The sequence below is a fragment of the Sporofaciens sp. St.21A7 genome (assembly GCF_059728535.1).
Window position 1 is genome coordinate 444,239 of the sequence record NZ_BAAGFN010000001.1, and the last position, 12,819, is coordinate 457,057.

At 44.9% G+C, this 12,819-nt stretch carries 8 protein-coding genes and 1 tRNA gene; 7 read left to right on the forward strand and 2 right to left on the reverse strand.

Translation table 11 applies throughout. The features are described 5' to 3' along the window. The first annotated feature begins 80 nt into the window (after window positions 1-80). The 7 genes from pepT (at window position 81) to AC6I3O_RS02195 (ending at window position 7,743) form a co-directional block, all read left to right on the forward strand. Window positions 81-1,301: a peptidase T gene (gene pepT, locus AC6I3O_RS02165; RefSeq protein ID WP_497849511.1), complete on the forward strand. Its 1,221-nt coding sequence runs from the start codon at window positions 81-83 to the stop codon at window positions 1,299-1,301. A 14-nt stretch (window positions 1,302-1,315) separates the two neighbouring features. Continuing rightward, window positions 1,316-2,824 (forward strand): YfcC family protein, encoded by a 1,509-nt coding sequence (locus AC6I3O_RS02170; protein ID WP_497849512.1) that lies wholly within the window; start codon window positions 1,316-1,318, stop codon window positions 2,822-2,824. A 16-nt stretch (window positions 2,825-2,840) separates the two neighbouring features. After that, the gene (pepV, locus tag AC6I3O_RS02175) at window positions 2,841-4,217 is read left to right on the forward strand and encodes a dipeptidase PepV (protein WP_497849513.1); all 1,377 of its coding nucleotides are present in this window, start codon (window positions 2,841-2,843) and stop codon (window positions 4,215-4,217) included. 250 nt (window positions 4,218-4,467) lie between these two features. Further along, window positions 4,468-4,539, forward strand: a tRNA-Glu gene (locus AC6I3O_RS02180). A 677-nt stretch (window positions 4,540-5,216) separates the two neighbouring features. Beyond that, window positions 5,217-5,843 carry a hypothetical protein gene (locus AC6I3O_RS02185; RefSeq protein ID WP_497849514.1) on the forward strand — a complete coding sequence of 209 codons (627 nt, stop codon included), beginning with the start codon at window positions 5,217-5,219 and terminating at the stop codon, window positions 5,841-5,843. Window positions 5,844-6,260: 417 nt separating this feature from the next. Next, a complete protein-coding gene (locus AC6I3O_RS02190) occupies window positions 6,261-6,791 on the forward strand; it encodes a DUF6323 family protein (RefSeq protein ID WP_497849515.1) in 531 nt (176 codons plus the stop codon). Between the two features lie 34 nt (window positions 6,792-6,825). Next, a complete protein-coding gene (locus tag AC6I3O_RS02195; RefSeq protein WP_497849516.1) occupies window positions 6,826-7,743 on the forward strand; it encodes a DUF6179 domain-containing protein in 918 nt (305 codons plus the stop codon). 69 nt (window positions 7,744-7,812) lie between these two features. Here AC6I3O_RS02195 and AC6I3O_RS02200 read toward each other — a convergent pair whose 3' ends face one another. Beyond that, window positions 7,813-12,108 (reverse strand): chitobiase/beta-hexosaminidase C-terminal domain-containing protein, encoded by a 4,296-nt coding sequence (locus AC6I3O_RS02200; protein WP_497849517.1) that lies wholly within the window; start codon window positions 12,106-12,108, stop codon window positions 7,813-7,815. A gap of 219 nt (window positions 12,109-12,327) precedes the next feature. Next, window positions 12,328-12,690 carry a helix-turn-helix domain-containing protein gene (locus tag AC6I3O_RS02205; protein ID WP_497849518.1) on the reverse strand — a complete coding sequence of 121 codons (363 nt, stop codon included), beginning with the start codon at window positions 12,688-12,690 and terminating at the stop codon, window positions 12,328-12,330. Window positions 12,691-12,819 lie beyond the last annotated feature (129 nt).

Below are 12,819 nucleotides of genomic sequence, written 5' to 3' on the forward strand. Positions count from 1 at the left end.
GGGAGCATTTGCCCGTGAAGGCATTCTGGGATAAAATGCGTACAAGGATATTTACAAATTAAAAAGGAGGAGAATAAAAAGTGAAAGTAGAGGAGAGGCTGTTAAAGTATATCGCAGTAAAGACGCCTTGCGATGAAGACAAGGAAACCGTTCCTACATCGGACTGCCAGTTTGATCTGGCTAAGATTCTCGTGGAGGAATTAAAGGAGCTGGGAGTCAGCAATGCAAAGCTTGACGACAAATGCTTTGTCTATGGAATCCTCCCGGCGACGCCAGGGTATGAGGACAAAAAGAAGATCGGCTTCATCGCGCATATGGACACGGTTCCGGAGTTTTGCGACGGAGAAATCAAGCCAATCTGTACGCCCAATTACAACGGGGAAGACATGGTGCTGGGAACAAGCGGAAGGATACTCAGCACGAAAGATTTCCCGCATCTGAAAGCATGTAAGGGGCGTACCCTGATTACGTCGGACGGAAATACCATTCTCGGTGTGGACGATAAGGCAGGAATTGCCGAGATTATGCAGATGATCGAGATCCTGCGGGATGAAAAGATTCCTCACGGTCAAATCAGCGTTGCATTTACGCCAGACGAGGAGTGCGGAAGCGGCGCGGCTCATTTTGATCTGGAAAAATTTGGCGCAGATGTGGCGTATACGTTGGATGGGGACGGAGAAGGCGAGATTCAGTATCAGAATTTCAATGCCTGTGAGGCAAAGTTCGAGATTCAGGGCAAGAATGTGCATCCGGGTTCTGCGAAGGATGTCATGATTAATGCAGTCCTGATTGCGGCAGATATCAATAACATGCTCCCGAGATACGAAATCCCCAGATGTACACAGGGGTATGAGGGATTTTACCATCTTCTGAGCATCCACGGGGACGAGGGGCATGCCGTCTCAGAATATATTATCCGTGACCACGACGCAGGCAGCTTTGAGGCGAGAAGGAGTACGCTGCGTCATATCGAGAAGAATTTGAATGAAATCTGGGGCGAGGGTACGGTAAAACTAACCCTGAAAGACGAGTACCAGAATATGGAAGGCATTATCAAAGAGCATATGTATCTGATTGAACATGCGCGGAAGGCTTGCGAGGCGGCAAACGTTCCGGAGGATATTTCCCCTATCCGCGGAGGTACGGACGGCTGTAAGCTTTCCTTCCGGGGACTTCCCTGTCCGAATCTGGGCACGGGCGGACATGGCTACCATGGCCCGATGGAGCATGCCACTGTGGAGGGCATGGAGGCGGCTGTGAGAGTCGTAGTTGAATTGGTGAAAATATTTGCAAATGAATAGAGAGGTAATGTGAAATGGAAGAAAAGAAGAAGAAAAAACTGTCGTTCCCGACAGCCCTTACGGTGTTGTTCATCGTGTTGATTTTTGCGGCGATCCTTACGGCAATCGTTCCGGCAGGACTATATTCCAAGCTGACTTATAATGCCCAGAGCGATATGTTCGAGGTTACGACGCCGGACGGAGAGATTGAGGAGATGGAACCAACCCAAGAGTCTTTGGATGAGCTGGGCGTCACCGGTAATCTGGATAAATTTCTGGATGGAAGTATCAGCAAGCCGATTGCGGTTCCGGGAACCTATGAGAAGGTGGAGCAGACTCCCCAGGGGATTTTCGAGATTCTGCTTGCGCCAATCAGCGGTGTTTATGATACCATCGATATTATCCTGTTCGTCTTCGTGCTTGGCGGATGTATCGGCGTCCTGAATTATATGGGCGCGTTCAATGCGGCGATTGCGGTTCTGTCAAAGGTGACGAAAGGGAAAGAATATATTTTAATTATTTTGATTACGATTATCATTGCGGCAGGAGGTACGACATTCGGCCTTGCGGAGGAAACAATCGCGCTGTACCCGATTCTTGTGCCGGTGTTCCTTGCGGCAGGATATGACGTTATGGTCTGTATCGCAGCGATTTATATGGGCTCTTCTATCGGAACCATGTTCCCGACGATTAATCCGTTTTCCGTGGGAAATGCTTCTAATGCGGCAGGTATCAGCCTTGCGGAAGGGATGGGAATCCGTTTCGTTGCGCTGGCTTTAGGCGTGCTTATTACGTTGGTCTACATTTTGCGTTATGCGAAAATGGTGAAAGCTGACCCTACGAAGTCGATTTGTTACGATCAGTATGAGTACCATATGCAGAAGTTTGGGCATCAGGGAGATGTGCCGGAATTTACCGGAAAGATGAAGCTGTCTCTTGCCGTGTTCGGAGCGTCCTTTGCCGTGCTGGTTTGGGGGCTTGTTTCCCAGGGATGGTGGTTCGACAATATGACGGCGCTGTTCCTTGCATGCGCGATTCTGCTGGCGTTTACCTCCGGGATCGGCGAGAAGAATTTTATGGATCAGTTCATCGGCGGCGCGGCTGATTTGATGAGTGTTGCGCTGGTTGTAGGTGTTGCCCGCGGAATTAATATTATTCTGGAAAATGGTATGGTCTCCGACACGATCCTTGAGTATTTCTCAGGAGCAATCAGCGGAATGAACCCGATTATTTTCATTATTTTGATGATGCTTGTGTTCATCGTGCTTGGTTTCTTTATCTCATCTTCTTCCGGGCTTGCGGTTCTGTCTGTGCCGATTATGGCCCCGCTGGCAGATACGGTAGGCGTGTCAAGGGCAGCGATTGTTTCGGCTTATGCGTATGGGCTTGGATTGATTTCCTTTATCACGCCTACGGGGCTGGTGCTTGCATCGCTGGCGATGGTGGACGTTACTTATGATAAATGGCTGAAATTTATTATGCCGCTTATGGGCATTACGGCTGGATTCAGTGCGATTATGCTTGTAATCCAGTTATTTGTATAGGTATAGAGGTGAAACGATGGATTTTAAAGCGAAGATTAAGGAAGACCGGGAAAGCCTGGTAGAGGATATCAAGAGGCTTGTATCGATTAACAGTGTGGAAGGGGCGCCGAAGGAAGGGATGCCCTTCGGGGAGGGAGCCGCGAAAGCTCTGAATTGTTTCCTTTCTATGGCGGAGGAAATGGGATTTGTGGTTCAGAATTTTGACAATTATGCCGGGCATGTGGATTTCGGCGAAGGTGAGGAAGTCGTGGGTATTCTGGGGCATATGGATGTTGTGCCTTGCGGGGACGGCTGGGTCTGCGACCCGTTTTGCCCGGAAGTAATTGACGGAAAGCTCTATGGGCGGGGCGTACTGGATAACAAGGGGCCTATGGCGGTCTGCCTCCATGCCCTCAAGATTTTGAAGGATATGGGCGTACCGCTGAAAAAGAAGGTTCGTTTGATTATAGGCGCCAATGAGGAAACGGATTGGAAATGCATGGACTACTATTTCAATACGAAGAAAGTTGCCCCGCCCCAGATTTCATTTACCCCGGACGCAGAATTCCCGTTGACTCACGCGGAGAAGGGCGTGTTCCAGTATCAGCTCGTGACGGACGTGAAGGAGGATGTTGTGCTGGCAGGAGGGAACGCCTATAATTCGGTTGCGGAGTCGGCTTATGTACTTCTGCCGGAAGAGATGAAGGACAGGGCAGAGGCTTTGGCGAAGGAGTGGAGCAGCGCCACGGGATGCCGCTATGAGATCGGTGTGGAGAACGGGAAACTCAAGCTTGAGGCGTTTGGGTTTGCCGCCCACGCCGCCCATCCGGAAAAGGGAGTGAATGCTGTCACGGGGATTATGAAGGCTGTGCATGATTTGGGGCTTCATGATGAACTGGGCGAGATTGCGGACTTTTATATGGAAAAGATTGGTGACAATCTTTGCGGCGAGAAGCTGGGAGTCGGGCTTGAGGATGAAGTTTCCGGAAAGCTTAGCTTTAATGTGGGGAAAGCGGAGGTGTCGGACGGGAAGTTTATTCTTTCGATTGACAACCGCGTGCCTGTGACTTTCAAATGTGAGGATGCGCAGAAGCTTGTGGAAGAAGGGCTTACAGGGACGAGGTTCCGGTTCGAGAATCCGCAGATTACGGAGTCTATCTATGTGCCTAAGGATAGTTTCCTCGTGGAAACGTTGATGGAGGTGTATAAGGATGTGACGAAGGATGTAGATGCCGTGCCGCAGGTGGATGGCGCGTGTTCTTATGCACGGGCGCTTGATAACTGTGTTGCGTTCGGGGCGCTCCTGCCGGGACAGCCGGATTTGATGCACCAGAAGAATGAGTATTTGGAGCTTGACAGGCTGGATACATGGATGCGGATTTATCTGGATGCGATTTACAGGCTGGCAAGATAGTGCAAAGCATAGTGGTTCGGAAACATGCAAGATAGCATAAGGCAGGCTATTTGGCGGAGAGAGTGCAGGAATAGGATATTTTATTCTATATTTCTGGCGCTCTCTTTCGTTTCAGAGGAGCGGGAAGTAGCTTTATAGAGAAGAAAAAGGGCAGAAAAAAATAATTTAGAAAAAAGGAAAAAAGTGCTTGCATATTTGAGAAGTGTTTGCTATAATAAGCAAGTACGGAACAGAGAGACAAGTTAAATATGGCTCCATGGTCAAGCGGTTAAGACGCTAGCCTCTCACGCTGGAATCAGGGGTTCGATTCCCCTTGGAGTCATTCAGTAAGGTTTAGTCCAATTCATATATTGAGACTAAGCCTTTTTTCATTTTCCGGAATTAAAAATCAGAGATAACCGAACGTCCGAATAGAGGGAAATGTGGTTTCCTAAGGTTATGCTGACCTTTTCTATTGCACTATATAGAGTCTTATTATCCAATGAAAGAGACTTCTTGTGGCGATGTCTGCGGCGACGGTGGCGACGACGTGTAGGAAAGCTGTAAGATAAAATATATAGTAGTATCTGTAAAATCTATGCCACATTCTATAATCATTTTCTTCCATTTAATTTTATATAAAGTATTTCCATGGCGGAAGAGTAACGAAAACCAAGGGTATAACAAAGAAGTCTGCTAAGGGAAAATAGAAAAAGGTGAATGAATAAAAAAATATATAAATTTAATATAGTGACAGAATATGGCTATCTGATTTCTTATAATAGAGAGCAGATAAGAAATATTAAGAAGGTGAGACACTGAGAGAGCAATAGAGATGATGAGGTTATAGGAAATTCTCCTGCTTATATGATATTTATCTTGATTACTATTGTAAAAAGTATATATATATTGTATATTTTAGATAGTAGTTATATATTTAGAGCTAAAATGATGGATTCGTCTTATAAGTAAAGAAATTTTGTATAGATAGATGATTAATTTTCTAAAAGGGGGATTTTAGTGGCAAGTAGGAAATATGAAAAGTTAAAAAAGCAAAAAGATGCTGCTATATCAGATATAAAGAATGAAACTGTCAAACTAGAAGTAGTATCAGAAGAAGCAAAAAGGGTATCGGAAGTATCCAGGAATGTATCTATTATCTTGGGTGATTTAGACAAACAGTTTGAACAGGCAACGAAACTTATTGATCCCTTCCATCAAGGGAAAGCCCAGTATACATTCGAGAATATCTGTATAGAAGATAAAGAGTTGAAACTGGATGATGGGGCGAAGAAGATTTTTTTCAATGCAAAAGATTACATCCATGCAGAAGATGATGAGTTAAGGGAATTTCTTAAGTATGTAAACGGTGGGAAAAGTGATAATCCTTTTGTAAAAGAAATTGAAGACAGAGTGGCAGAAGTAAAAGCGAGTAAAGAATGGAGGTTGGAATACGTGACGCTTTTGATGAGAGAACAGGAAATTTGGGAAGAAGCGGAAGAAAAAGGAAGAGAAAAAGAAAGAGAAGAAGGAATTAGGGGAATGGTCACTGTGTTAAAGGAGTTAGGTATTCCCTCGAAGACTATCTTGAGTAAAATTCAAAAGCAGTATAATCTTAGCCCGGAAATTTCCAAAAAGTATCTTTGAAAAATTGAAAACGGTTTTATCCGTGAATGGTTGCAAAAAACGACTTTAGTATGACGGCGACAAGACGACTACAAGATAAAGTTTGTAGATTACATTACAAGCGAATTTCCAATTAAGGCAAGGAGATTAGAAAGCCTTAATTGGGAGTTTAAGGCTTTCTAATCTCCTTGGAGTCACTGGTTGAGTAGGGGAAGATGGATCTTCCCTACTCGATTGCCGGAACATCGCATCTGTAATGTTATAGTAACGATGTAAAAGAGTTGGAAGATATTAATTTCCAACTCTTTTTCTTGTCTTTATTATACCACAAAAAAGCTAAAAATTCAAGACTGGTATATGCCGAAAAGGGATGCTATAATCATAAATCCAAGTAAATGAATGAACCAAAAAGAGGATGTCTAACAGGAGGAATGTGCTATGGGCAAGGGAAACTGGTTAGAAGCAGTAGCAAATCAGACACAAATTGGAAAAGTTCTTGCGACAAACCAATACACAGAGAAATATGGTCTTGCGTTGAGCGAGGAGGATGCACAGATTATGTTAGCAGAGCGCAAGAATACACTGAAAGAGCAGAAACGAGTGGAATTTGGGGAGGGCATACTTCCAAGGCTGATCTATGAATTCTGCGATTCCTACTATATAAATCAGGATAATTACGTGGAAACGTTGGTCAGAATTCAGGAGATTTTCTACCTATATAAGAATGAAATGCTGGACGAATTGACGGATGATGAACTGCTTCATTTTATGAAGGAACAGTTCGAGTCAGTCTGTTACGGCGACCTGGATTATCTGGAAGGAACCTGTCTTGAGGTATTTGCTCAGGCAGTGCGGAGCGGATATCGGGGATACAAACGGACGGAAGGGAGAGGGGAATACGGACAATTCGATGAAGTGAAACGGTGGGACCCACAGCTCTATCTGGAAGCGTTGAAAGATTTACAGTGAACGGACAAATGGTATGAAAAGACGGAGGGAGAGAATGGAAAGAATGATGTATGAGATGGAAGAACTGATTCCCATTGTTGCGGAATTGTCAGAGCAGTACACGGGATATGAGAGTACATCAATAACCTACGAGAAGGCAAATCAACTGATGGAAGCCGTAATCTACTGTATCCACGAGTATGAGCAGTCTGGTGGTAATGCATTAGCCGCAGAAGGAGTCCCTGCAAAAGAGGCTTATAAATTGGGATATCGTCTTGTGGATAAGAAAGTTCGGGAGATGATGGAGATGTATCATGTTTTGCTTCGAGATTTTTGTTCCTATGGAAATATCGTTTTGAAGGATACTGTGAATGCAATCCCAGAATTCTTGAAAAGGTACGATATTCGTTATGCGCCCCAGGATACGATTCTGACGTTGGATTATCCGCTGCTGGCAGGTATGGGGGAAGCGTCTGGCAGGACTGGGATTGACGCTGTATATGAATATGTAAGATGCATCTGTATCGAGCAGAGATTTCTGAATCAATTCCCTGAGACATACGTGATACAAGTATTACGGAATTACGCAGAAGAACATGTTCAGGGTGGACTGCGTCCATTAAGGTATACCCAAGGGCACACCGTAATGCATGCCCCTTACGGGGCGGGTGGACTGCGTCCATTAAGGTATGAGGAAATAATTGAGAATCTCTGTGGGATTGTCCTTGCAGATGTAGCATACCATATTTTATTGAATAAACAGTTGGACAGCAAAAGGATAGAGAAAGGGGAGAAAAGCAAAATACAGGCGATGCTCGGTACTTGTGCGAAAGAAGAAGCGAAGGAGAGGATGCGCGAACTTGTGAAGCATTTCATTGAAGAATACTATGAAAATGACGAGGAGTTGTGGCAATATCTAAAAACGGAATGTGATAATATGGTAGTGAGGCTTATTCATTCTGTGGTATCGTAAAATATACCCAAGGGCACATGCCCCTTACGGGGCAGTGGACTTGGGTATAGCTGTATAGAAACTTTTCCTCTATTTTCGATTTCCTTTTTTGGACTTAATCATTACTCCTGCAATAACTGCAATACATGCGGCTGCCAGTATAACCCATATGAATATCTTGCTGGTATCGCCAGTCTTTGGCAGGAGAGAAGAAGCGGCGGATCTGACGGCGTCAATGGCCGAACCCGTTCCGGTTCCTGTAGTAGTCGTGCCCCCTGCTGAGGAGCCATTTCCCGAAGAACCATCTTGGGGATTGGTGGTTACAGTGAAGTCACCATTATTATCATCCTGGTTATCACCATTATTATCGCCGTTATTATCACCATTATTATCGCCGTTATTGTCACCATTATTGTCACCCGGGTCATCGCCATTGTCGTCACCGTTGTTATCACCGTTAGGATCATCCGGATCAACAATATTGCCACCGTCGCCGACTGTGTTGCTGTTCGGTCCGTTTGGAACGGCAGTCGTCCAAGCGATAGCAAGAGGCGATGCGCTTGTAACGGTAAATTGCAGACCGCCGGGGGTCTTGGTAACAGTTACATTCTGCCATGTCTCTATTTTTCCAGCATTCTCACCAGAGCCAAACATATGAGCAATAGCAAAATCGTTAGCTTCTAAGCTGGTTCCCTCCGGATACGGTACAGTAACGGTCAGACCACCTTCCGAGAAATCATCGGCAGTAGCGTCACGAAGAGGCTCGCTGTCAACTTTTACTTTCAATACCAGATCATAGAACTTCATTCTATCGTAGGTAAAATCACCGTAGCTTCCAATGACGGAAAGTTCAGAAGTCAATGATGCGACGATAGATTCACTGGCCGTTTTCTTGTCGTTCGTCCCAAGTTTTGCCATTAGTTCATCAGAAATAGGATTGTTCTCAGTCTCTTCTCCTGTCGTGGCAAATGACGCAAGGCTGGAATATACATTTACCGTACTCTCTAGCTTTTCAAGAGATGCGGTAGCCATCTCGCTGTCACCCATGTCTTTCTTGACTGCAATCGCGTTGATGGTTGTTGACTTATTGATTCTGAAAGGTTCCTTGTATTTCTGCTTTTTATTTGTCTTATCAGGAGCATTTCCGTCTGTTGTATAATAAATCTCAATCCCTTCGTCTACTTCTTCATCATCTTCTACTGGGTACTCGATTGTTACCAGCGTAGAACCGGTAAAAGTAGAACCATCCTCTGGCGTTATCACTGGCTCGTTTAGCGGCGGGAAGAATTTAACAAATTCATAAATACCTACTTCGCTTGAATCCATATTCGGATCTTTGAAGGCCGCCGCATAAATTGTCGTATCCTTGTCAATCTTGATTGTATCTGTCTCAGAGTATTTGATCCGTTCCGGATTCGCTTCATCCTTAGGATCGCTTCCATCTAGTGTGTAGTAGATTACAGCGTCCTTCGTTCTGGTAGTCAGCGTAACCTCTGTAGAACCAACAAATTCGGTGCCGCCTCCCGGTATAGAGGCAACTGGTTTTTGCACTGCCAGCCTTGGCGCAATCCCGGTGATAGGGACGGCTTCACTTGCTTCATGAGTCGTCGTTGCCGCATATCGGATATATCCGGTATATTCGGTGTCTGATTCACAGTCCGTTTTGATATGTGCATTTTCTTCGGAGGAGAATTCCCCGTTCAAATCAAAACTATATTCAGCGCCTTCAAGTACAGGAAGAGCGGCTGCAATGGTCTGCTTTTCTTCATTTACCGTAAATTGTAACTTGGCTTCTTCCGAATTGAATTCTGGCTTAGCTTTTGGAAGCAATTGAAAGAGATAATCCCCAGTGGTGCCTGTTTCACTGGATTTTATATTGTCATTTCCTACAGCGTAAGCTTCAAAAACATGGGTGGAGCCAGGCTCAATTACAAATGCTGGATAAGCAAATACAGGAGATTCCTGTGGCTCGCTTCCGTCCATGCTATACATATATTTTATTGTAGATGCATTATCGCCAGTATCGCTGCTGCCTGCGATTTCCAAGGTACAATCAAACGTATTCTTATCAGTATTCACATCTTCGGGAGTGACGTCGTAATTGACCGTAATCTTGGGCGCAAGACCTAGTCCGATATTTACAGGGGACTTCAATTTCTGGTCTTTTACAGGCGCTAACTCATAATTCTTTCCGTCCTCTCCGCCAAGTACCGGGTCAATCAGGTCAACGGTTCCATAAGAACCGACATTAGGGCTTGAAATCGTACCCATGGAAGCCAGTTTCACATCATCATCGCCCAATACGCCGCTGAACGTCACATCAACTTCCACCTGATCTGTTCCATCGTAAGGTCTGTCTTTTGCAACAGGAAGGACATTCGGATTAATCGTGATTGGTATCTTATTAATCGTAAATGTCAGCGCCGCGGCTACTCCGCTATAATTCCCCTTTCCTTTCACGATGCATTCAATCACGCCTGCACTTGTAAAGTCTGCGCTTGGATTGCCTTCCCTGGAATATTCAATCGTATAATCCGTATCTAACTCTAAAGGCTTGGCGGCTCCATCCATCGTTACGGTAATTTTAGGAGGATGCTCGGCGCCATCGTAAGGAACGGATTCAGAATCTAACGTAACGGTTGCTTTTTCAAGAGACGCTGGCTCAATGGTAAACGTTATTTCCCTGTCACCACTGTAGTTGCCATTCTTCTTTGCTCCAATCGTTATTGTCGCATTACCGGCTCTATCGTTATTTTCTTCCTTCGTTATGGTATAGTCTCTATCCAAGTTAACAGAATGTCCATTATAGGTTATGTTAAATTTTGGAGTAATTTTATTACCATTAAAAGGCTGTTTGGGAACCGGATCGACTTTCACTTCATTCGCGCGCAGCAGTTGCGGCGTTATGTCAAATTCCTTCTCAAAAGATTTGTAGCCGTCTTTTTTATATGTAATCTGGTAATGACCGGCGTCGATTACTTCGTCTACAGGTTGTATATAGTTGAACAAAATTTCAGTATTCCAACTTTTGGGGTCGTCAATGACATATTCTTCATCATCTGTTGGATCGGCGGTTCCCTTGTTGTCTATACGTGTTTCGGCAATATCAATCACTTCGTCAATTAAGTTGTCGCCAGTGAAGATATGGTTCTTAACAGTGACGTCAGTGTCGATTAAGGATACTCTTCGCTCCAGGGTAGGAGAAGGGACAAGCGTACCGTCCGTATCCAGACAATCGTAATTGACAATACTGCCGCTTCCTTTTAGTTCACATTTATTGAAAGCATCTATATGACCCGGATCAATCGTCAAAATACATCCTGGACCAATATTTAAAGTCTGGGCGTCTAAATCTTCCTTTATTGTCGCCTGACCATAGACTTTTCCTTCCTTCTTTTTGGCATCCCAAATGATACCGTTAAAATTTCTGGTTCCTACGGATGGATGGAGGTTGCTTGCAACGATGGAAGCGCTGCTTCCGGGATCTGCCAGGAGATTCATACAGTTAATACCAGCAGCGCGGGACGGGTCGGTTGCACTTCGCACACCGCCAAGAGCCGTAACGTTTCCGCCCGAGATGGTAATGCTTCCGCCGGTACTGCCCGCTCCGCAGCCGATACCAGCGCCGCCCTTGTATGCGTCAGTATTTCCTCCGGTTATGCCCATTCCTCCGGTAGCTTCTACGGTGCCGCCGTTAATGGTAATGGATTTGAAACCTGCATTGGGAGCTCCGCCGATACCGGCAGACCGTGTGCCGCCGTTCGCCTTTATGGTGCCGCCGTTAATGGTGATTTCCCCGGAGGAACCAACTGCATCGGAACCAATGCCTGCGCCGCCGCTGCCGCCGTTGGCAATCAGGGTTCCGGTGGATTCTTCGGTGATGGTCAACGCAGCCTTTTCCGGAACAAACAATCCCGCGCAGGTCGTACCGCTTGCCAGAATATTTTTCCCTTCCAGAGTCAGGTTAACTTTTGCATTGTCCTGGATACGGAATGCGCAGACCTTTGACTGATCAGAGCCGCCGGAGTCGTTGGGGTCGTCTGGGTCTGTATAGGCATTTGCATAAATTTTCAGGTCAGACAAAGTGATATTGTGTTCACCGCTTTCTATTACGATTGTATTAGGCTTCCCACTGTCCTTTCCTGTTGTACCGCTGATTACGTGTCCCAGGCAGTCGTCTCCGCCGGGACATACTTGAGTTGGCGGTTCTCCGCTTGCAGCAATCACAATGTCGCCCTGCGAGATGTTGTTATTGAACGTTGCCCGAGGGACATTTTGCTTTTCTTTCGGATTATCCGTTGCAGAAGCGGCAAAAGGGGCATAAAACGACATTGTAAATGCTGTTAAAAATACCGTTAATGATAGTAATTTCTTTCTTCGCATCATACTAATTCCTTTCTGAAAATTTGTCATTTTTTATATATAGGATCTGTTGGACAAATGGAATTTTTACGTATAGATATCGAAATATATTGGGATTTGGAGAGAAAAGTTGTACAATTCCGATTGATTTGTTTGTGTACTATCTCAGATTAGAAATTTTGCATCAAAAAATGGTGTCCGGCACATCACTGCGGAATATTCCTAACACCATTTTTGATTTACTTACGGTTCTTGTTGTAGGTTTTTTATTTCTGTCTGGTTCTCCAGGGAATGGAGATACTTACACAGGTCTTTCTTCAAATGGTCCGGTAGACGGCGGAATCTCTCAAGTAAATCCATTTCGTCGTCAGATATGTTCAAGGATTCATTGGGTGTGCTGTAAGTTGCCGCATTATCTTCAAGAAGATCGTCCATAGACACATGGAAGAGTTTACAAAATGCCGATAACTTTTCATAAGAGGGCTGTCGGTTTTTCGTTTCATAACCTGCAATGGTGGAACGGGCAAGATTCACTTGCTGCGCGACATTTTCCTGTGTCATTTTGTTTTCAAGACGTAACGCTTTAAGATTTTTGTCAAAAGCCATACGCTCTCCTCCTTTGTATTTTTTCTGTAAATAGTTATCTTTTGGTATATTTTACCAAATGTTGCGTGAAAGAACATTTGTTGTTCCGTATTGCAACTAAAATTCAGGTTTTTCTTTTTCAACTCCTTT

Bases quoted from the DNA above. Each gene is read 5' to 3' on its own strand.
- AC6I3O_RS02170 (WP_497849512.1), top strand. From the start codon at position 1,316: ATGGAAGAAAAGAAGAAGAAAAAACTGTCGTTCCCGACAGCCCTTACG.
- pepV (WP_497849513.1), top strand. From the start codon at position 2,841: ATGGATTTTAAAGCGAAGATTAAGGAAGACCGGGAAAGCCTGGTAGAG.
- AC6I3O_RS02190 (WP_497849515.1), top strand. From the start codon at position 6,261: ATGGGCAAGGGAAACTGGTTAGAAGCAGTAGCAAATCAGACACAAATT.
- AC6I3O_RS02195 (WP_497849516.1), top strand. From the start codon at position 6,826: ATGGAAAGAATGATGTATGAGATGGAAGAACTGATTCCCATTGTTGCG.
- AC6I3O_RS02200 (WP_497849517.1), bottom strand. From the start codon at position 12,108: ATGATGCGAAGAAAGAAATTACTATCATTAACGGTATTTTTAACAGCA.
- AC6I3O_RS02205 (WP_497849518.1), bottom strand. From the start codon at position 12,690: ATGGCTTTTGACAAAAATCTTAAAGCGTTACGTCTTGAAAACAAAATG.